The sequence below is a fragment of the Tardiphaga sp. GW822-FHT04G09 genome, assembly GCF_058800725.1.
Genome location: NZ_JBXAMO010000038.1, coordinates 1 through 20,334, shown reverse-complemented (window position 1 = coordinate 20,334; position 20,334 = coordinate 1). Strand labels below are relative to the sequence as shown.

The following is a 20,334-nucleotide window of genomic DNA, read 5'->3' as shown; positions in this document are numbered from 1 at the left end:
CTCAACTCTTCGACCTCATGGGTGAGCTCAAGCTCTATGGCATGAAGGCCGCCTTCGACGAGATCATGACGACTGCGCGTCGCCCAGCTGAACCGGGGCGCCGACCAACTGATCGTGTCGGACGGACGGATCTTCATCCGTGACGGCGCACCGCTTCTCTCGCTCTGGACCGGATACCGCAACCGAAGCATCACCAGTGTCGGAACGAGCGCGGTCGTGGTCGAACTCTGCTCCACTCGCCGCAATCCCGCATTCGAGGACGTGTCCAACAGTCTCATATTCGGGCGGCTGTTCGAAGCGTCCGATCGGGCCGGGGTGGATGATTTCGCGCAAGGCCGAAACGCGGTAGTCGAGGAGGAAGCGAGGATCGAAATCCTCCGCCCGGATCTGCTCGGTCAGGACCCGATCAAGGCGCAGCTGGAAGCGACCGTGCGGAAACTGGTACGTCTGCTGTCGATCGATCGTGACGGCATCGATGCCGGACGGTCCGAGATCGGGACCGAGCGTCGGCGGTTGAGCGATATACTTGAAAGTCCGTCGTCCGCTCTCGCATGCGGGCGGGCCTTAATGGCATTTCTCGACTGGACCGCCGTCGGTGCGCAGCCGTGGAAAGCCAAGCTTCGCGTCGAAACACTGTTCATCAGGGACGCGGTCGATCGCGTCGACGCCGAATGCAGCCGTCGCAGCGAGCCTTCTCCGTTCTGCGGAGCGCAGCTCAGCGAGGAAGACGATGCCGCGATCGGAGGGCTGTCGGACGTCGGTACGCGCTCGTTCGGCTCTTCTCATGGTTAACGATGGTGGAGAAATACGATGCCTGGCTCCGGAAATGAGAGGACGGTTGCCCGCAGATGCGCAGGGTTGGCCCGCATCTTTCGGACTTGGCCCTCTGTTCTTGCATCTGGCGACGTCGTGGATAGGTCGAACTACCCTAGCGCGTCGTTGTTCTCGTGACGCGGGTGGCGGCAGACGCGGCGACCAGAAGCCTATGCACGCGCCACGACCCGGGCGATAGAATTGGCGGCTTCAACATGCCTGCCACAGAGGGAGCGGATGTCCCGGCCACCTGTTAATCTCTTCAAGTACACGACGGCCGACACCGCCCAAAAGGTGATCGAAAGCGGAAGTCTGCGATGGTCGTCCCCCGTCTTGTTCAATGACCCCTTCGACCTTCAGTTCGATCTTCACGTCAAATTCCGTCTGGAGGCGCTCGTCGACCGCCTGTTGAAACGGTTCGTGGACGTGTATGCCGGCCGATGCCAGCCTCACGGGGGAAGCGCGCTCGACGCCAATGCCGCTTTGCTTCGCACCCTGATGCCCGGAGTGAAGGAAAAAACGATCCGGGATGAGAACCGCCCTGCGATCAGCGCAACGATCCTCGGGCTGGAGCGCAGCCTGCCGGCCTTGCACGACGAACTGCGCAAGGTGATCGGCCGGCGGAAGCTCCTCTGCCTGTCCGAGACGGCCGACAACCTGCTGATGTGGTCGCATTACGCCGAATATCATACCGGCGCGGTTCTCCAGTTCTCGTGCGTCACGGAGGGTGAATACGTCAGCGCCTGGGGGGCTGCGAAGCCTGTCCGGTATTCGAATACGATGCCTATCCTTGCTGACGAAGAAGCGTTGTTCGGCGCCATTGCAGGGCAGAGCATTCTTTCGACCCCCGAACAGTTCCAAAATGCAGTCTACGTCAAGGCGGACGCCTGGGCCTACGAGCGCGAATGGCGCGTGCTCGGCGGATGGGAAAACTCGAAGCAGACCGAGGATATCCCGTTCCGTTCGACCGAACTGACTGGCGTCTATCTCGGATGCCGATCTAGCGAGGCCGATCGACGTCGGCTCATCGAAACGGTCAGAACGAAGTATCCAAGCGCCCGGCTCCAGATCGCGGCGAAATCGGCACGCAGCTTCGCTCTCGATTTCGGCAACGTTCCGTAGGCGCCGGAATACCCAAGCGGGGCGGGGGTACCTCACCGTCTGCCGAAGATCACCCGCGAATTGACGAGTCCAGCGTCGACAAGATGGCGTTGCCGATTTAGGGAAACCGTTCCTGTCGCCGAGCCCGGACCACTCGGGCGCCACGACGACCGTAGCTGTCAGTCTCACTCCGCTGTTATGGCCCTCCCGTCATCGTTTAATCGACCTGACCGACCTTGGTTGGTTCTGTGCGGGCTGATTGTTGCACGAATTCCTGCACACTTTTTCAGGTCGAAAAATTTTCTACAACAACTTCAATCGCTTAATTGGTATTATAACGAACTGGGTGTTTCCACACTCGCCTGAGAACCCGGTATCGGAGTCCTTATTTCGTCAATTTGCGGTAATTAAAGACCGTTTTGACCCGTTTCATCCATCCAAAACCGTTCATTTCGGTCCGGTGTTTTCCGATTTACGCACGAATTCCTGCACACACCCTGCCTTATTTCGCCCAATTGTGGCGGAGCGAAAGTGCGCCACAATTTGGTCGTATTTTCGCCGACAGTAAAATGGATCAGAGCGACGGCGTTTGTCGGCCTGACCGAACAACGTCAGCTCAAGCGACGAACAACCCCGGCAGACGCTGACGTGTCGACGCGCCGACGCACGCGCCGCCGCGGCAGGCACGCAAGCGTCTCAAAAAAGGGGAAGGCGGAAAGGCAGGTCCGATCAAGTCTCGGGAAAAGACGCGCGGCCGGTCGCGAAGGCCTTCAGCATGCGCGCGTAGCGGTCCGATCCGTCGACCGAGGCGGGCGTCGTCCGCGCCGGCCGCACGGTCACGGCGGGAGCGTTGATCCTCAGATGCACCACGCCGACCGACGCCGCGTCCATCGCGTCGAGCGCCGCGGCGGCGCGCGCGGCGTCGGCGTCCTCCAGATCCGGTCCCACGACGACGAAGAAAGCGGGGAGATGGCGCGCCAGCACCACGGACTGGGCGAGGGTCTCGAGCGGGTCGCGGCCCCCGGATTCGGCGAGATAGAGGTCGGCGCCTCCCAGGAGCATGCCGCCCCCGTCGCGGAATTCGAACCCGACGCGGCGCAGGTAGCGCGCCGCCGGCCGCCGCCGCGTCGCCGTGCCGCCGCCGAACAGGCGTGCCACCTCGACCGCGACGATCGGTTCGCATCTGGCCACCAGAAGCCCGCGGTCGCGGACCGCGGCCTGGCGGGCGGCCGCCACGGATTCCGCCGGCGCTCCCGCCCTGGTCAGGCGGTCTCGTATCTCGCGCAACGTCGTGCGGCGCTGCTTGAGCGCCTGCAGCGCCGCGAGGCCCTCCGCCGCGTCGCGGGAATGGAGGCGCAGCGCCGCCTCCACCGGCGCGAAGGCGCCCGAGACGAGGCTGGTCGGCGGAAGCGCGTTCTCCAGTTCGATGGCGCCCAGGCGTTCGAGCGCCAGCGCGTACCGACGCAGCATGATCGGCGAGACGCCGGTCTCGCGGGCAGCCTGCCGCAGGATCGCCGGCGCCTCTCCGGCACCGGCTGCGGCGGTCGCCGCCGCCAGAGTGTCGGCAAGCATGTGCCAAGGCAGCCCGATGTCCCGGGCCTCCGTTAACCTTCGCGCCATCTCGGCAGGCGTCATCTGCGGACCTTCATTGACTCGTGACATTAATCCGTACTACTCACCACTAAATATGTGCTGAGTAGCACTGTTCATTCTTGCCCGAGGAGCTGCAATGGTCAAGATCGGTCGACATCGCGTCATCATCAACTCCGGCGCCGCGCGGCGCGCCCCGCACGTGCATGCGGGTCGTCCACACGACCCGGCACCGCGCCCGCTGCCTCCGGCACCCCCGCGTCCCGGCCGGATCCGGGCCGAAGACCTCCGCAACCAGACCGACCGGGTGAACTGATGGGACAGCATTTCACGCTGCAGGGGTTCGGAAATCCGGCTTTGCCGATCATCGCCGCGGTCCGCGCTCCGGCTTCGAAGCGCGGCGGGGAGCGGTTGTCCGCGAGCGAGATGGCGCTGGTGTCGCCGTTCGCGGAACCCGTCGAGTGCAGACCGCTCGGCAAGATGCCGAAGGGCCTGGTGCCCAAGAGCGGCATCACCGTCACCGGGGGCGAGATCGACTGGGTGGAGGCGACGTCCCGGTTCCTCGTCTGGAAGGGCCATCCGATCGCGCGGGCGCGCTCGATCGCCGACGTCGCGGTCGCGCTGTCGGAACTGCGCCGCAGCGGCGCCGGCCGGAAGCGCAAGGGCCCGCATCTGTACAGGCGCGGCGACTGGATCCACATGACGGACGGGTTCGACCGCCGTAGCACGGACTGCCCGGTGACGGGCGGCGATTGGATGGACGACGTCGGCGCGAACGCCAAGCTCGCCGTCATGGTCGAGAAGCGGGTGCGCAAGGTGCTCGGGCGCGTGCTCAAGAAAGACGTCACCATCTCCGAGATGTTCGCCGTCTACCTCGTCGAACACAAGCCCGGGCCCGGTGCGGACGAGCTCGCGCGCAACCGTCACGCCGCGATCGAGAACGAGCTCTCGCATCTCGAGGACTTCATGGGCGGCAACACCCTCGACGACCTCGGGCTGACGACCGGCAAGCAGTATCTCGAACACGTCACGGAACGGACCCTCAAGGACCATAAGAAGGAAGGGTCGGATCACGACGATCCGGCAGAGATCCGCTACGTCGCCAAATCCACCGCCAGGAAGCGCGTCATCACCCTGGTGATGGTAGTGAACTGGTACTGCAGCGGCGAAAACCGCATCGATCCCATCAGGATCGCCATTCCCAAGGTGCGCCGGCAGGGCGTCGACTATCTCACCGTCGACGAGATCGTCAGGCTGATCTCGGCCGCCCGCGGCCGGATCTACGACGCCGCCGGCAACGTGACCGGCCACCACCACAAGCGCGCGCGCTTCGAATGCGTCATCCGCTTCATGCTGATCTACTTCTACGGCGGAACGCGACATAAGAACATCCTGCTCCTCACCTGGTTCGCGGACGACGTCCTCGGACACATCAATCCCGAGCAGAACTACATCGAACGCCAGGGCGGCCGCGCGGAGATCACCAACAAGCGTCGCGGGACGTCGTACCTGCTCGGATCCCTGCAGGAACTCAGTCTGCGCTGGAAGAGGGAGGACCGGGAAATGCGCGAGAAGTACCCCGGTCTGTTCATCCACATCGTCCACGACGAGGAGGGCCGGCCGATCGCCGATCTCGACGCTGAACGGTCCGGCGACACCGGCAAGCGCATGCAGAAGCTGTTCAACGAGGTCCGGGAATACGCCGCCCTTCCCAAGGCCAAGCCGCACCAGCTGAAACACAGCGGCGTGACGTGCGCGGTCAGGGCGGGCATGCCGGCGAACGAGGTCGAGATCGCCTTCTCCACGTCCATGATCACCCTGTGGACCTACTACGTCCATCTGCGTCCGTGGTTCGAGTCCCCGGGAGAGTGCGAACTCGGCACCACGAAGCGCCGGCTGCTCTACAACGACCGGCTCAAGCTAACCGCATTGCGCCACCTCACCGCGATGTCGTCGCCGCAGCAGCAGGTCCATGCGTAGGCCGCGCGGCACGACCGCCCTCCGTCCCCTGTCAGGCCAGGACGGCCTGAGCGCCGGCGACGTCCGCATGCTGCTGCGCCCGGAATTCTGGCCGGAGGCGGTGAAGGACAAGGACATCCCTCCGCTCGGGATCGTCGCCGGCTTCGCGCTCCATGCCCTGGCCGCGGTTCCGTGCGCCGCGGTCGCCGGCATGACCTATGCGGACGCCCTGCCGCTCGGCAAGGCGCGTTTCGTCACCGTGCCGGTGGGCCGGAAGGACGAAACGCTGCGGATCACCGCCGTCGCCGCCCAGCTGGTCGCGATGTGGAAGAAGGCGCGGCCCACCACCGCCTCCGACAGGCTGATCGTGTCGCTCGACGGCTCGCCCGTGCCCCCCGACACCTACCAGCAGCACATGGAGAACGCGGGGACAGCGCTCGGCCTCGACGGGTGCCTCGCCAAACACGCCGTGCGGTTCTTCCGCGACACGTTCTTCGCGACCGCATCCGACGAAGCGCGGGGCGACCACCGGGTCGCCGCCGCGGAGGCGAAGACGATGGATCTGTACCTCTCCCGTCTCGACGCGCGCAGCCGGAAACCGGCGCCGACGCCCGAACAGCACCGCTTCGTGCTGGACCGCACCGATCTCTTCCCGGACGCCACCATCGATCTCGGCGGCGCCGAGAGCGCGGCGGCCGCCCAGGCGCTCGGAACCGGTCTGCCGGCGTCCTACCTTGCCTGCTTCCGCGTTGCGGGCGGTGCCGACGGGCTCGCGGACGACCACCCGGTCCGCCTCGACATCGCCTCGACGGCGTGGGAACGGGACGCGACGAGGCGCGACGCGCAGTGCGCCGCCATCTATCGCCGGCACCGCGACGACCTGACCGACACGCTGCCCGCCGGCCCCGAGGGACGGCGGATCCTGGCGAAGGCGTTCGGCATCGGCGCGAAGCACTTCTCCCGCATCGCGCGCACGGTCGACGCGCAGGAGGGCGATCCGCTCGCGAAACTCCCGAGGAAGCCGGGCACCGCCCGCGAAGCCACGCGGGAGGAGGCCGTCAGGATCGCACGGATCGAAGCTTCGGGGGCGGCCGCCGGCGGCGGCGACGCATCCGACCCGGGCGGCGTCGATCATCTGCGCAAACACGGACCGTTCGTGTTCGGACTGGTCGTGGACGAGGTGATCGACAACGACCGGGGCGCCGGGCTGCTGCGCGTAGGGCTCGCCAAGTTCGTCCGCATGAAGCGCGACCACATCGCGGGCGTCTTCGACCATTGGCTGGCACCGTCGCTGACGCGGAACGAAAGCCTCGCCTGGCAGGAGTTCGTCAATTCGCGGGCCGCCGACCGGCGTCCCGGCCTTTCCGACGCCGACTTCATCCGCGAACTGCGCGGGCGCTTCGACGTCCCGCTGCGCGAGGACGTGGCAAGGGGCGCCCTGACCGCCCTGCCGGGGGCCCGCAACGCCGGGGTCGTCGCGACCAAGCTCTACTTCGCGCCGTCCGTTCCGGAGCAGGCGCGGCTCGACGCCATCGCACGGTCGCGGTCCACCGGCGGCGGCTGGAGCGCGACGCAGGACCGGATCCGCACCGCGCTCGCGGCGCACGGCGCGTTCGTCTTCGACCTCGTGGACGCGCGCAAGCTCAGACTGACCGATGCCGCGGAAATCCTCGGCATCCCGTCGGAGAGGGCGAGCGACCTCGCATCCCTCCATCGCGAAGGCGATCTGCCTTTGGCCTGCGTCAAACTCACCCGTGCCGAGGAGATCGCCCGCATGGAGACGTTCCTGCGCGAACTCGAAGCCCGCGGGGCGCCGAACGGCCTGCGCGAATTCCTGCGCGACTTCCGTCGACGCCACCGGCTCTACATCCCCGCGCAAGCCGCCAAGCAGAAGTTGCATTGGCTGCGGCAGAGGGGCCGGGAGATCGAAGGCATCGCGGACGGCCGGAAGGCGGAACTGAAGAAGGATGCTCCCCTGACCGACGCCGAACGCCGGCGGTTGAAGGGGGTGGACGCGACGGACTGGAAGGCGGCCACCGACGTCGAGGCTCTCCGCCGGAAGGTCCTCGACGACGACGGCGATTTCATCATGGAGATGGTCGATCTGAAGAAGCTGGATCGCGAGAAGGCGGCGGAACTGATCAATATCGAACTGAAGCCGTTCGGAAAGATGAGGGTCGATTGGAAGGCGGGCCTCCGGGCGCGCCACCTCCTGCCACCGCCGACCGGCGAAGAGCGGGATCGGCAGTATTCGATCCTCAGGAAAGAGGCCGGAAACGCGCGTCCCGACGAGCGTCAGGAGGCCTTCGTTAGACGGATGGGAGGCCTCGGTGTCCTTTTGTCCCGCGACGCCATCGTCGCCGCCCACGTCCGCGGGCAGACGGTCGAGGCAAGAGAGAAGCCGCGCGAGCGGTGAGCCGCAACGGTCAGATCTGTCCTTCGGCCACCATTCGGCGATATTCGGCGACGCTGCGCGGAAGACCGGTCGCCGGGCGAGGGGAGACTTCCGCGTCGAACGTCTCTTCCGTCACCGGGGCCGCGCGCACGCCGCAGAGCGACATCTTCCGGATGGAGCACTTGTTGGTGAGCAGCTTGCCGGCGATCTCCGCGATCTCCAGCTTCCCGTCGCGAACGGCGGTCCGCAGCGACGTCGTGGTCAGGGGCCCCATCGGCCAGAACAACGCGGCCGCCTCCTGAAGTGTCATCAACTCTTCATCTGACCACAGCGCCGGCTCGGGGCGCGATACGATGCGGGGCGGCAAGCCGGCGGAAGCCTCCTGCGCGTACCGACCTTCCGACCGCTTGCTATTCATCCTCTGCATCAGTCCGCTCCCAGTCTTCGGAGCCGCGGCGGACGCCGCCACCTTCGCTCCCACATCCATCGACATCGACATCGACTTCGTCGCCTTCGTCGCCTTCGTCTTCCGGGCCGCGGGGTCCACCCGCCGGATGGTGGGCCCCGGGGCCACCGATACGGAAGGCCCCTGCCGTCGGCTTCGGGACCCGGCGCCGTCCGGACAAGTGCGGGTCTTGCGAACCGTCCGTCCTTCGACGCCCCCGACCTCTCCGGAACTATCCAGTCGTCCCGCGGCCTCCGTGCGAACTTCGCTTCCATCATTCGTTCTCCAAGACATCTATGTGATTTATCACATAGCACGAGAAACGGCAGATGACAGGACAACGCGAATTCATCGTTAACGAAGTGTCGCCGCGTCACTCAAAGATTTCAGTCCGGCGGAGCTCTCCAAGGCGGGCTCGTCCCGAGTGAGCGGCGGAGGAGAGGCGTCGCGGATTTCCGCCTTATCCCAAAGATCATTCTTACCGGACTTCCTGGCCTTTTTAGCCATTGTTTTCTCTCCGTTTGAAAGACGGCAACGGAGGGACCGTGCATGGGTTCCGACACATGCACGATCATCGATCGGCTGCGTACGGTCCGTCTCCGCTACGCGGCGAACGTCCAGCAGCCACGGCCCTCGCCGTCGTCCGTCTCGATGTTATATTCTATACCGCCGTCGTGTGGCTCTACGCCTTCGGAGCGCTTGCAGGCATCGACCGACAGCGGGATGAATATCTCCTAGCTTCCGATATGTCGATCGACGGGAGTCCATCGATCGAAGTGTCATGTTCGGCAGCGGATTTTGCCCTCGCGGGTCAATGCGACGAAGTGGCCGTCCGTGCCGATTTTGCTCCGCGAATCTATGCGCCCATGGCTTGGGCCCGTCAGCGCAAATAGGTGGTCCAGCCTCGATGACCAGGATCGGTGCCCAATTTTGCGCGTTCATCGTCGACGGCTATGATGCGATCTTCACTGGTCGTATCGCCATCCAACCCTAGTCATCGACAGGACCTGAGATGCGATTATCCCGCGAGGCGTAGAGAAACGATGCCGAAGAACATTGTCGTCTATTCCGACGGGACCGGCCAGGACGGCGGTGTCCGGGTCGAACAGCGGATCAGCAACGTCTATAAGATGTACCGCGCCTCGCGCATCCATCCGGAAAACGCGATCGATCCCGCCGATCAGGTCTGCTTCTACGACCCCGGGCTTGGAACGGAAAGCGGCGCAAGCGGGCTCACCGGCTTCGTGCGCAGGATCGACAAACTCCTTCAGTCGGTCACCGGCCGTGGCATCACCAGAAACATGGCAGATTGCTACGAATTCGTCCTCAACCACTACGAGGAGGGCGATCGCATCTACCTGATCGGCTTCAGCCGCGGCGCCTACACCGTCCGCTGCCTGGCAAATACGATCATGCTCTGCGGCATTCCGACCAAAGCCGGGTCGGAACCGCTGCTGCGCTATCGCAAACAGGTCCGCGACATCGCCAAGGAGGCCGTCGAAACCGTCTACGAACACGGAGCCGGCCATGCGCGCGGCGACTACGAGACCGAGCGGGACGAACAAGCACGCAGATTCCGGCTCAAGTACGGTTCGAACTTCGTCGGCGAGGACGCCGACAGGGATCGATCGAACGCGGCAGCGCATTTCGTTGGCGTGTTCGACACGGTCGCGGCGCTCGGCGCAAGCGGTAGGCGCCGGTTGCTGATCCAGACAGGGCTTGCGGTCCTGTTCGGCGCCGCTTCCTCCGTCGTGTCCGCCGTGCTCGGCATAGTGCCGTCGCTGGCCGTGGCCTACGTCTTCGACGTCGGCTTCTGGTGGTCCGAGCTGGCTCTAACCGCGACGTTCGTTTCGATTTCGATCGTCTGGTATCTCCACCGGCAGCGGTCGCAGTACACGAAGACGATCCACGACTTTCCGGAGCCGGGCGAGAAACGTTCGCACCAGGCCGAGTGGAAGTCGGAAAACTTCGATCGGCTGTTGTCGAAGTATGTCGTCACTGCGCGGTCGGCCAATGCCATCGACGAACGTCGCAAGGATTTCGACCGCGTCGCGTGGGGGCAACCCGACAGCATCCAGCTATCGCAGCGGTGGTTCGCCGGCAACCATTCGGACATAGGCGGCAGCTACCCCGAGGCCGAATCGCGGCTCTCCGACATCGCGCTGCAGTGGATGCTGGGGGAAACGCTGTCACTGGCGCATCCAATCAGATACGGGCCGGTTACCGTGAACGGCGCGGCGGTTGCAGGCACGGGCACGACCGGCACGCCGTTGCACATCTACCCGGATCCGACCGGCATGCAACACAGCGAGGTTTCGGCCACGCGGGACGCGATCGACGCGTTCCGGGAGCGCTTGCCTCGTCCATTCCGGGGATTGCTGGCCAATGCCAACTACGAGATCATCAGGCGCGCGGTCCTGCACGACGCGAAGGTCCACGATACCGTAAAGACGAGGTTCGCCTTGAAGACGGTCATCGACCAGGCGCGCGGCGAAGTCGCGGCATACCGTCCCGAAGCCCTTCGGGCGCACGATGAGTTCAAGCAATTCTATCCGCACCCGCCGCCCACGGATGCGCCGCCACCTGGAAACACCGAGGAACCGGTCCGGGCACTTCTCACGGAGCTCCCTCCGTAGAGAAAGCTTTCAATCCCGATCTGTTCGAATAGGCAGCATCGGCGGTTCGTCCTCTTCCACGAGAGACTGCATACTCCCGATATCTATTCGCTCGCCCAGGAAGAGCTTCCCGGGATGGGGCCCTGCAAAATCCCGGTCGGGCGGCACGGAGACCGATCCCGCCGGCGAGACAGACTCCGCGGTGCTCGACGCGCTGCGCCCCGGTATTCAAAGCACCAGTCAGATAACCGACAGATACCGGCGGCGTCGGCGTAGAAGCTCGACAAGATATGACTTGGCGCCATGGCCGTGCACCCATCGCCTATCGTTGAAGAATCGACCACCACGCCCAGAAAACTCCGCCCGCGGCGAAGATGACGGCCAGCAGAATGATGAAGAGCATCATATTCGGTTTTCCGCCGCAAGCGCGGTCGCTACGAGTTCGGCGGCCATACCTTCGGGCATTGGGTGCCCGTCCCATCCAATGACGGGCATCCGCATGCCCGGCTCCCTTTGGAAGGCTTCGAGATATGCGATCAGGTTCTGCGGCGCGTATCGGCTCGCGCAGCTTTCGATGCGGATCTCCCGCCCGATTCTATCGATGGCGGAAACATGGAGCGCCTGATTTTGCGCCGGATTGTGTCGGTCGTGACCGATCGTCGACGTCCAGAAACGGGGAGGCGTTTACACGTTCCCTACAGCTCGGTAGGCGAAAGGTTGAACCGAGTACAGGAGGTTGCGGGTTTCCCTCTGATCGGCTGAGACGGCAACTTCGGGATCCAGCGCTTGCGGCGGTACGGGGAAAAAGGTTTTCGTTTCAGGCAGGTCGTTTATGCGTCGCAGCATCCACTCCAACGATATGTCATCCAATTCATTGGCAGCCCTCGCGGAAGCGGAAATGCTTCCCCCGTCGACGTCGCTATGCGCCCCCGCAAACCACGTTTGCTCGGTCCGGTTAGAGAGGGAGACGAACTTCGATTTCCTCCATAGGCTCGCTTCGAACGGCCAGCGATGCTCATCGATCGCGATGGCATGCAAATTCACCCGCGAGACGTCCGAAAGGTAGACGTCGTGAAACTCATACCTAGCACGATTGAAGCGCGAGAAGTGTTTGAATGGTACGCCCAGCGATCCGACAGTGTCGAAAACTGCGAGGCAGGTGATGGGGGCATCGATCCCCTTGTGCACCAGTCCTTTAAGAACCTTCGCGGTCCCGGAGAGTCTCTCGGCGGGCCGGCTGCGGTAGTAATACCAGGCGCGCGACTCGTTCTCCGGCGAGCATTGGTCCGGCGTTAAGATACCCGCTGCTGCAATGTAGCCGGCGAGCGACCTTGCCGTGAACGCCCCCCGGGAAAATCCAAATACGAAGATCCGGTCATCGGGCTCGAAATTTGCGCATATGAAACCGTAAGCATTGCGAACGTTGCGATTGAGGCCGACGCCCAATGCGCCGCCGCGAAGACGATCCAGCGCGTTCGTGCCGACGCCTCTCTGGTAGAAAATCACGTTTCTCAAACCGTCTGCTTGGCAGGCCTGGACGCCGGCACCGGCGTGAGCGGCAGTCGACGACGCGTGATCAAGGTTGGCGGATATTCTCTCGCGCAACCGAACGATGTTGGTATCAAAAAGACCGTAGTCAGCGTCGTTCCAGGTGCCATCCAGAAGGGGTATCAGGATCTTGCCAGCCATCGAGACTCCGGTCGAGCGGGACGCCATGCTCGCTCCGAGTATAGTCCGAGCAGAACGCTGACTCAGCTAGGACCCTCCCTAGGTAGTCGTTCTAGGACCTCCCGACCCGGATAGCCGACGCCCTAGGGGACCCCCTAGGCGCGATCAGATCCGGTTTTTGTTTGAGTAGGTTCGGGGAAGGCGGCATCCGATAGCCGCATCGAAGGGAGGCGCCCAGGTTTCGCAGGACGAAGAACGTTCGCAGGACGACGGGACCTGGACCTTCCAGAGCGTCTTTTCGGAAGAGTACAGGGACATATACGAGAGATCTCCGGACGTCGACGGTGGGATTCCCGCCGGGCAGGTGCCTACGGTCGCCAACGGGCTCGTGGGCATGGCGCTGTCCGGAGGGGGCAGCCGGGCGTCCACCTTCAGCCTCGGCGTCCTGCAAGCCCTGAACGCCTCGGGCGCCTTCAAGAACGTGCACTATCTTTCGACCGTCTCGGGAGGCGGCTACATAGGCACGGCGACGACGATCGGGATGTCCGGAAACGGCGGCGCATTTCCATTCGGAAAGACCGGCGAGGACGTAGGGGAGACGGCCGAAACCAAGCACCTCCGGGACAACTCCCGCTACCTCGTTCAGAACGGCACGAACTCGGTGGTCTCGGCCGGCGCGGTGTACCTTCGCGGCATCGCCATGAACGTGCTCGTGGTGGCGCCGCTTCTTCTGCTCGCCTCGGCCCTGCTCGTCTATCTCAAGCCCCGTACGGCCGACCTCGACACGACATGGAGTTGGCTCGAAGGCGCGCTCCCCATGACGCGCGACATCGCTATGCCCTTGTCGGCGGCCGCCGCGTTCGTGGTGGCCGCTCTGCTGGTCATCTACGCATTCGGCGTATCGATAAGTCCGATCATGGCGCTGAAATGGCGCCGCCTCGTCGCATCGGTCGCCGCCACGGTGCTCTCCGTGTTCGCCGCGATCCTGATCGTCGAATTCCATTTCGCGATCCTAAAACTCGTCTTCGCGGCGGAAAAGCTGCTCGGCAATCCGGACGCGGCCGCCCCGACGCTATCGGCGCAGGTGGCCGACACGTTCGTACAGACGGCGGGCAGGGCGGTGGTGTGGATCACGCCGCTCGTCGTGGCGGTGCTGCCCTTCCTGAAATCGATCGCAGCCCAGGCCCTTTCGAGCAAGACGGGCGGGGTCTCCGGCCATCTGGCGAAATGGGCGAGCCGGATCGTCCTGCTGGTCGCCGCCGCGATCGTTCCGCTCCTACTCTGGTTGACGCTGCTCCAACTTGCATTCTGGGGGATCGGCGCGAGCGCATGCGACATGGTCCCCAAGGCTGCCGCGTGCCACGGCGGCGACGCCTGGGCCCATGCGCCGGCTTTCTTCCGGAGCTTGTTCGGGTATGAGGGGCCGACTTCAATCGCGGCGATAGGTCATCGGGTGAGCATCTCCTACGCGATCGGAGCATGCATCCTGCTCTTGACGTGGCCCATTCTGAACGTGAACGCGAACTCGCTCCATCAGCTCTACAGGGACAGGCTCGGCAGCGCGTTCCTGATCGCGCGACAATCGATCGGCAGCGCCGTGCTCGTCCCCGCCGACAACTTCTCCCTGTGCGACATCGATACGAGGCTGGCGCCCTACCATCTCCTGAACGCAGCATTGAACGTGCCCGGTTCCTCCTACGCGAACCGACGCGGCCGGAACGCCGAATTCTTCATCTTCAGCAAGATTTTCGTCGGCAGCGAAGCGACCGGCTACGTGAAGACGAGCATGGCGGAGGCGGCGAACGACGGGCTGAACATCGGCACCGCCATGGCCATCTCCGGAGCCGCCGCCGCGCCGAACATGGGAATGGCTTCGCTACGGCCGCTGTCGCCGACGATAGCCCTGCTCAACCTCCGTCTGGGCCGGTGGCTCCGTCACCCCGCCCAGACCGTCCGCGACCAGGAACGTTCAGCGCCCGCCCGATGGTGGAACGGAAAGCCCGGCCCCCGCTATCTGCTCCGGGAAGCATTCTCGAAATCCGGCGTGGACATCGGAGATCCATCCCCGGAAGACGCGGTCTCGAGCAGCTTCATCTTCCTGACGGACGGTGGACACATCGAAAATCTCGGGATCTACGAGTTGCTGCGCAGGCGTTGCGCGCTCATCATCGCGGTGGACGGCGAAGCCGATCCCGATATGACGGGATCGTCGCTTGTCCAACTCGAGCGTTTCGCCCGCATCGATCTAGGGACCAGGATCGTCATGAACTGGAAGCCGATCGGCGCCCGTTCTCGCGCGGTTTCGAGCGAGGTCGCGGAGGAGACCGTGAACGTCGAGCACGGCCCTCACGTCGCGCTCGGGCTGATCGACTACCCGGGCGTCGGACAAGGGCCGCGGGAGCAGGGGCTTCTGGTCTACATAAAATCGTCGTTGAGCGGCGACGAGAACGACTACGTCATGTCCTACAAGGCCGCCCATCCGGACTTCCCGCACGAAACCACGATGGACCAGTTGTTCACCGAAGAACAGTTCGAAGCCTACCGCGCGCTTGGCGAGCACATAGCGGCGCGATTCCTCGCCGGAAAGGACCACCTCGACCTGGCAGACGGACTGGATCGCGCTACGGCCATGGCGCGCATCGAGCTTCTTTTGAGGTGACTCGGGTTAAAGCCGCCATGCGATCCCGGCGATCATCTGCGCCGGCAATGCTGTTGCGGTCGCCGCCCGCGCAACAACGGTTCGCGTGGCCCGAAAGCTGAGGCGATCTCGCGGCGCGGAGCCGGTTCTCAGCCATGGTCTCGAACCGGCATAGCGCTGGAAGCCGCTGACCATCGCTGCGCATCTCCCCTTCAGCCGATCCGAACGCTACCTGCGCATTCCTCAACGGACTTGGCATCCGCTTCGAAGGTGCGGAGCGACATCATCGGTCTCGATGCGCTCGCGCGGACGACACGTCGATCAGGCGCCACCCGCGGGCCTCTCAAGATCCAGCTCCCTCAATTCCCCACAGGAGCTGCGCGCAGCCGATCAGGGGGCGCGGGGCGGACTTGTTCCGCATCATCCGCGCCAAAAACCGGATAGCGATGTATCCGATCGTTAGGCCCTTCGGCCCGCTTCGATGAACCGGGTGAAAAGAGCCGGCGCCTAGGGAACACCCTAGTCGCCGCGCCTGTCCGCGCTCCCTAGAGTTCGTACAGTTCATAGCCGGGGGGAGCGGAATGATGACGACGAACATGGCGCGCCGCGCCCGAATTTCCGTGTCGATCATGTCGGGACTCGTGGTCGCGAACTGTTCGCTGCATCCGGTGCAGCAGGACGTGACACATCTCAAATCGGTGCAGATCGTCCAGCAGATCCGTTGCGAGACCCGCCGAGGAATTCAGGACAAGGCGATCGAGCTCCTGTACCGGCTCGGGGATCGGCGGGGTCGCCGAGGCGCTAGACAACGATCGGCGCAAATTCCTCGAGGTCACGCCGACGATGCTGAATCCGCGCGAGCGGGCGTTCTATCTTCGCTACATCGGAACCGCCGTGGCATACGATTTCACCTTCGATATCGTCGAAGACAACAAGGCGGAGGCCAACATCGACCCGGTGCTGCTCGTGACACGCGGAGCGGTCGGAGTGGGCTTGAAGGGCGCGGGGCAATTCAATCGAAGCAACGTGCGCCGATTCATCGTAGCGGAGGAGTTCGGCGACCTCCTGAAGGACGAGAAGCTGCAGTGCGATCCGGCCAACAAGCCCGAGAACTTCGTCTACCCGATTTCCGGTAACGTGGGCATGGGCGAGCTCGTGGATACCTTCATCGAATTGAATCAGGGAAAGCAGCTCGAGACGTTGGAGAAAAGCAGTCCGCGCGTCTTCGCCGATACGCTGCAATTTACCACGACGATCTCGGGATCGGTCAGTCCGCACATCGTCCTCGCTGGCCTTAGCAATCGGGTCGGTCTCGATCAGTCGTTCCTCACAGGCTCCGCCTCTAGGATCGACCGACATCAGCTAATCGTGGGTCTTTCCATGGATGAAAAGAGCCGGCAGGTGCCTCCGGTGCCTGGCTTCCTTCCGTCGGCGACCAAACCCGTGTCCTCCGGAAGCAACAAGGACCGCGCGATCGAGGCGATCGGTCAGCAGCGGCTCAACAGCTTCTACGACCGGTTCGGGGGCGCGCTGCGCTAGAGCTGCATTACACCAGGCGACGGGACCTGATCGGGGGCGATGTCGCGCGAAGCGCGCATCCCTTCGGACATGGGCCCAAGGGACCACGCCACCGAGCGTCCAGAAACCTGAAAGCCGCCGTAGCCGCGGAGCGAAAAGGGCCGCCGGACGGCGATGGCAGACAGACCATCCGAGCTTTGCTACGCTGCCGACGTGAAACACCAGCGAAGTTTTCAAAAAATGCCCATCGATCCATCGGCCGTGTCGACCCGCCCGTTTCTCGCCGTCTACGTCGCTTGACACCCCAATTTCAAAGCGGGCGCGGAAATATCCTTGGCGTTGTTCCGCCATTATCGACGCGACCTCTATCAGAACGTGGCCGGGGGATCCGGCGTTCCCATCATCTACCGCTCGCAACCGCCGGAAGGCGGTCGGGTGCCGATCGAGATCGACTTCGACGGTGCCGAAGCGACCGCTATCGTCCTATTGGTGGATGCGAACTGGAGCGGGGATCCGGAATGGGTCGCCTGGGCGAAGAGCATCGCGGACGAGGCGGACCGGTCGGGTCTCCGGATCGTGGCATTTCCCGTGGCGATGGACGACACCGGCATCGCGAAGGGCGTCCTCGCCGAGCAGGCCGTGCGGTGGGATCGGTGGGAGGGCGCGCCGGAGGAGATGAAGCGGCTGCGGCTGCTGACGCCGATAGCGGGAGCGAAGGTCACCGACAGAGCGAAGATGGCAAGCCCGATTGGTTGTTGCGGTTTAGGCAGCAGCCGTGCAGTCAAGAGGGTTTCGCGGCTCAAGCAAAAACCGTGAAGTCCGATCGGCTCCGTCGCTCACGAAGACGGGTGTCCATCGTTACCGTTGCCCACCATCCACATCAAGCACTGTCCCGGTGGTAAACCGATTCTCGAGCAGGAATTGTACAGCATGAGCGACATCGTCCGCCGTGCCCTTGCGTCCCACAGGCAGCGCAGCCGCCGTCTTCGCGAAGAATTGCTGTTGTTGCGCTTCTGATAAGCGCGTGCGCCATAGCGGCGTATCGATCATTCCGGGAGTGATCGCATTGACTCTTATCGGCGCTAATTCGAGGGATAGCACACGTACGAGCGCCTCAATCGCGGCGTCAATGGCGGCCAGCTGGAAGTGCCGATCATCGGCTTGCGACTGATCCAGCCGGAAAATAAGACAATCGATCCATTCGCTGAGAGCATCGGAGCGCCATATTTGACGCAGTAGTACTGTCCCCAGTATTTCGTTTCGAATAGCCAACGCGCGGAAGATATATCGAGCTCCGTGATGGTCCCGCGAACACTGCCGGACGCCGCGGTCACTATGTGATCAAGCCGGCCAATACACTTAATGAGATCGGCGACGGCCACTTCGTCGCTCACGTCTGCGGCGAACGTCTCGGTGGAGGGTCCCAAGTGCGCACGGGCTGTGGCCAATTTGGATGGGTCGCGACCAACCAAGACCACATTGCCGCCGCTGCCTACGACGCGACGCGCGAGTGCCTCCCCGATTCCGACGATCCCCCTGTAATCAACACGCGGGATCCTTTCAAAGCAGCGCGCAGCATCTCACCCGCATAGTCGGCATATGTCGGTTTATCTACTTGCTCAGGCAAAGTTTTTCTCTCCACTAGCCACTCCGCGCGGGGAAGACGATGCAGTTCAACCACGATGATTAAGTATGTAAAAACTGACCGGTCAACTATAAAGACGAACGGAGAGCCGGCCTTGTCGTGTGGGTGTCCTATCGACCGTCACGAACCAAATTGGTCGGCCCCCCTGATCAAAACGGTGCCCGTCATTGTCAGTTTCGGTCGCTTCTGGCTCGTAGACGCCATGATATCCGGTCGAACGGATGGAGTTCATGCGCCAGCGTGCGTTGGGCAATGTCCATTAAAAAATAAAACAGTCGGGGGAAGCACATGAAGAAAGCACTGAAGATTTGTGCAAGTGTGGCGGCGGCGCTGATGCTAGGCGGCGGATCCGCCTCGGCCGAGGTCAAGATCGGCGCTGTCGTATCCGCAACAGGGCCGACATCGTTTCTCGGAGACCCGCAGAAGCAGACGCTCGATCTCTACGTTAAGCTGATTAACGACAAGGGCGGAATCAACGGCGAACCGGTCAAGCTGATCCTTTACGACGACGGAAGCGATGCGAATGCCTCGCGCTCGTTTGCGACCAGGTTGATCGAAGAAGACAAGGTCGACGCAGTGGTAGGCGGCAGCGGCACCGGAAACTCTCTCGCCATGCTCCCGGTGTTCGAAGAGGCGCAGATTCCCTACGTGTCGTTCTCCGGCGGAGTGGAAATCATAGATCCGCTTCGCAAATGGGTCTTCAAACCGCCGCACACCGACCTGATGGCCTGCCAAAAGATCTACGAAGACATGAAGAGGCGGCAGATCTCCAAGATCGCAATCATAGCGGGGCAGGGCGGATTCGGGAAATCGATGGAGCGCCAGTGTAAGCGGGTTGCGGCCGACTACGGCATCGAGGTGCTGGCGTCGGAGAGTTACGGCCCGCGCGATAGCGACGTTACGCCGCAACTCAACCGCATTAAATCGATCCCAGGTGTGCAGGCCGTCTTGAACCCAGACATCGGTCAGGGCCCGGCCGTAGTGACACGCAATTTCCGGCAATTGGGCATGACCTCGCAACTCTATTTGAGCCATGCGGCGGCGACATCCGGCTTCCTAAAGGCAGTGGGTGCCGACGCGTCCGGCGTTCTGCTTCCGGCGCCGACGCTGCTCATTGCCGCGTCATTGCCTGACAACGATCCTCTAAAAGCGGTTCTGTCCGATTACAAATCGAAGTTCGAAAAGGCAACCGGCAAGGAGGCGGATACATTCGGCGGCTACGCACACGACTGTTTTCTGCTCCTCGCCGATGCGATGAAACGGGCTGGCTCGAAGGATCGGAAGGCCGTACGGGATGCGTTGGAGTCTACGAAGAATTTCCTTGGGACCGTCGGTCCGATCAACATGACGCCCACGGATCACCTAGGCATCGATCTCAGTTCCTTCAGAATGATCACGGTCAAGGATGGAGCTTGGGTATCCGCGGACAAGTGAGAGCGCAATCACTTCCGCTAATGCGCCGCCGACATCGTCGGTAAATGTATCCTTCAAGACTTCGATAAGGAGGCTCGATTGACCACATTCCTTCAATTGCTTGTCTCGGGCGTGACCGTAGGTTCGATCTACGCCCTAGTGGCGATCGGTTTCACACTGGTCTATCGAGCCTCGGACATCTTTAATTTCGCCCAGGGCGAATACGTCATGCTGGGCGGCATGATATCGGGGGTCCTCGTGACTTCCGGCACAATGGGTCTCGTACCGTCTGCAACGTTGGGGGTCGTGATCACCGTTGCGGTGGGTCTGGCCACCTACCTTCTGGCCATCAGGCCCGCGCGCTCGACCGCGCCGGTCCAGATACTCATAATAACGATCGGTGTATCGGTGCTTTTACGTGGTCTCGCTTCGGCGATCCTAGGAAAAGACTTCGTCAGGATTGTCCGTCGTCAGATAATTTGAGACTGATCAGGCAATTCGAGAAGGGAGGCTCTGGCTCATCAGGGGTTAGAG

The 20,334-nt window shown here is 63.2% G+C and carries 16 protein-coding genes and 1 pseudogene; 12 read left to right on the top strand and 5 right to left on the bottom strand.

The features are described from left to right. The 3 genes and pseudogenes from AC1RLZ_RS30800 to AC1RLZ_RS30790 form a co-directional block, all read left to right on the top strand. Positions 1-95 (top strand): annotated as a pseudogene (locus AC1RLZ_RS30800) (IS21-like element helper ATPase IstB); the annotation flags it as partial. A gap of 19 nt (positions 96-114) precedes the next feature. Continuing rightward, on the top strand, positions 115-792 hold the full coding sequence (locus tag AC1RLZ_RS30795) for a hypothetical protein (protein WP_493191754.1): 678 nt from the start codon (positions 115-117) through the stop codon (positions 790-792). Positions 793-1,050: 258 nt separating this feature from the next. Then, the gene (locus tag AC1RLZ_RS30790; RefSeq protein WP_493191753.1) at positions 1,051-1,935 is read left to right on the top strand and encodes a DUF2971 domain-containing protein; all 885 of its coding nucleotides are present in this window, start codon (positions 1,051-1,053) and stop codon (positions 1,933-1,935) included. A 708-nt stretch (positions 1,936-2,643) separates the two neighbouring features. Here the strand turns inward: AC1RLZ_RS30790 and AC1RLZ_RS30785 are convergent. After that, positions 2,644-3,549, bottom strand: a complete 906-nt coding sequence (locus AC1RLZ_RS30785) for a hypothetical protein (RefSeq protein WP_493191752.1) — start codon at positions 3,547-3,549, stop codon at positions 2,644-2,646. A 94-nt stretch (positions 3,550-3,643) separates the two neighbouring features. Between AC1RLZ_RS30785 and AC1RLZ_RS30780 the strand changes: the two genes are divergently transcribed. The 3 genes from AC1RLZ_RS30780 to AC1RLZ_RS30770 all read left to right on the top strand — a co-directional run bounded on the left by AC1RLZ_RS30780 (position 3,644) and on the right by AC1RLZ_RS30770 (position 7,879). Next, entirely contained in the window at positions 3,644-3,820 is a 177-nt protein-coding gene (locus AC1RLZ_RS30780; RefSeq protein ID WP_493191751.1) for a hypothetical protein, read from the top strand. Then, positions 3,820-5,484 carry a site-specific integrase gene (locus tag AC1RLZ_RS30775; RefSeq protein WP_493191750.1) on the top strand — a complete coding sequence of 555 codons (1,665 nt, stop codon included), beginning with the start codon at positions 3,820-3,822 and terminating at the stop codon, positions 5,482-5,484. Before AC1RLZ_RS30780 ends, AC1RLZ_RS30775 begins: the two co-directional genes overlap by 1 nt. A 67-nt stretch (positions 5,485-5,551) precedes the next feature. Beyond that, complete coding sequence (locus AC1RLZ_RS30770; protein WP_493191749.1) at positions 5,552-7,879, top strand: hypothetical protein; 2,328 nt, start codon at positions 5,552-5,554, stop codon at positions 7,877-7,879. 10 nt (positions 7,880-7,889) lie between these two features. Here AC1RLZ_RS30770 and AC1RLZ_RS30765 read toward each other — a convergent pair whose 3' ends face one another. Further along, positions 7,890-8,357 carry a hypothetical protein gene (locus AC1RLZ_RS30765; RefSeq protein ID WP_493191748.1) on the bottom strand — a complete coding sequence of 156 codons (468 nt, stop codon included), beginning with the start codon at positions 8,355-8,357 and terminating at the stop codon, positions 7,890-7,892. 989 nt (positions 8,358-9,346) lie between these two features. Here AC1RLZ_RS30765 and AC1RLZ_RS30760 point away from each other — a divergent pair. Beyond that, a complete protein-coding gene (locus AC1RLZ_RS30760) occupies positions 9,347-10,939 on the top strand; it encodes a T6SS phospholipase effector Tle1-like catalytic domain-containing protein (protein WP_493191747.1) in 1,593 nt (530 codons plus the stop codon). A gap of 663 nt (positions 10,940-11,602) precedes the next feature. Here the strand turns inward: AC1RLZ_RS30760 and AC1RLZ_RS30755 are convergent. Next, positions 11,603-12,607 (bottom strand): T6SS phospholipase effector Tle1-like catalytic domain-containing protein, encoded by a 1,005-nt coding sequence (locus AC1RLZ_RS30755; RefSeq protein WP_493191746.1) that lies wholly within the window; start codon positions 12,605-12,607, stop codon positions 11,603-11,605. Positions 12,608-12,980: 373 nt separating this feature from the next. On the opposite strand from AC1RLZ_RS30755, the gene AC1RLZ_RS30750 reads away from it, so the two are divergent. The 3 genes from AC1RLZ_RS30750 (at position 12,981) to AC1RLZ_RS30740 (ending at position 17,558) form a co-directional block, all read left to right on the top strand. Beyond that, complete coding sequence (locus AC1RLZ_RS30750; RefSeq protein WP_493191745.1) at positions 12,981-15,245, top strand: patatin-like phospholipase family protein; 2,265 nt, start codon at positions 12,981-12,983, stop codon at positions 15,243-15,245. An 822-nt stretch (positions 15,246-16,067) separates the two neighbouring features. After that, entirely contained in the window at positions 16,068-16,763 is a 696-nt protein-coding gene (locus tag AC1RLZ_RS30745; protein ID WP_493191744.1) for a hypothetical protein, read from the top strand. A 312-nt stretch (positions 16,764-17,075) separates the two neighbouring features. Then, on the top strand, positions 17,076-17,558 hold the full coding sequence (locus AC1RLZ_RS30740) for a hypothetical protein (RefSeq protein WP_493191756.1): 483 nt from the start codon (positions 17,076-17,078) through the stop codon (positions 17,556-17,558). Between the two features lie 42 nt (positions 17,559-17,600). Here the strand turns inward: AC1RLZ_RS30740 and AC1RLZ_RS30735 are convergent, their stop codons facing one another. Beyond that, positions 17,601-17,873, bottom strand: coding sequence for an SDR family oxidoreductase (locus AC1RLZ_RS30735; RefSeq protein ID WP_493191755.1), 273 nt, complete (start codon positions 17,871-17,873; stop codon positions 17,601-17,603). Then, on the bottom strand, positions 17,825-18,220 hold the full coding sequence (locus tag AC1RLZ_RS30730) for an SDR family oxidoreductase (RefSeq protein WP_493191743.1): 396 nt from the start codon (positions 18,218-18,220) through the stop codon (positions 17,825-17,827). The genes AC1RLZ_RS30735 and AC1RLZ_RS30730 overlap by 49 nt, the downstream gene beginning before the upstream one ends. Before the next feature lie 455 nt (positions 18,221-18,675). On the opposite strand from AC1RLZ_RS30730, the gene AC1RLZ_RS30725 reads away from it, so the two are divergent. Continuing rightward, positions 18,676-19,821 (top strand): ABC transporter substrate-binding protein, encoded by a 1,146-nt coding sequence (locus AC1RLZ_RS30725; protein WP_493191742.1) that lies wholly within the window; start codon positions 18,676-18,678, stop codon positions 19,819-19,821. 78 nt (positions 19,822-19,899) lie between these two features. Further along, positions 19,900-20,283, top strand: coding sequence for an ABC transporter permease subunit (locus AC1RLZ_RS30720; protein WP_493191741.1), 384 nt, complete (start codon positions 19,900-19,902; stop codon positions 20,281-20,283). The last annotated feature ends 51 nt before the right edge of the window (positions 20,284-20,334 follow it).

Bases quoted from the DNA above. Each gene is read 5' to 3' on its own strand.
- AC1RLZ_RS30785 (WP_493191752.1), bottom strand. From the start codon at position 3,549: ATGACGCCTGCCGAGATGGCGCGAAGGTTAACGGAGGCCCGGGACATC.
- AC1RLZ_RS30755 (WP_493191746.1), bottom strand. From the start codon at position 12,607: ATGGCTGGCAAGATCCTGATACCCCTTCTGGATGGCACCTGGAACGAC.
- AC1RLZ_RS30725 (WP_493191742.1), top strand. From the start codon at position 18,676: ATGAAGAAAGCACTGAAGATTTGTGCAAGTGTGGCGGCGGCGCTGATG.
- AC1RLZ_RS30765 (WP_493191748.1), bottom strand. From the start codon at position 8,357: ATGTCGATGTCGATGGATGTGGGAGCGAAGGTGGCGGCGTCCGCCGCG.
- AC1RLZ_RS30770 (WP_493191749.1), top strand. From the start codon at position 5,552: ATGCTGCTGCGCCCGGAATTCTGGCCGGAGGCGGTGAAGGACAAGGAC.
- AC1RLZ_RS30745 (WP_493191744.1), top strand. From the start codon at position 16,068: ATGCTGAATCCGCGCGAGCGGGCGTTCTATCTTCGCTACATCGGAACC.
- AC1RLZ_RS30760 (WP_493191747.1), top strand. From the start codon at position 9,347: ATGCCGAAGAACATTGTCGTCTATTCCGACGGGACCGGCCAGGACGGC.
- AC1RLZ_RS30780 (WP_493191751.1), top strand. From the start codon at position 3,644: ATGGTCAAGATCGGTCGACATCGCGTCATCATCAACTCCGGCGCCGCG.
- AC1RLZ_RS30790 (WP_493191753.1), top strand. From the start codon at position 1,051: ATGTCCCGGCCACCTGTTAATCTCTTCAAGTACACGACGGCCGACACC.
- AC1RLZ_RS30750 (WP_493191745.1), top strand. From the start codon at position 12,981: ATGGCGCTGTCCGGAGGGGGCAGCCGGGCGTCCACCTTCAGCCTCGGC.
- AC1RLZ_RS30775 (WP_493191750.1), top strand. From the start codon at position 3,820: ATGGGACAGCATTTCACGCTGCAGGGGTTCGGAAATCCGGCTTTGCCG.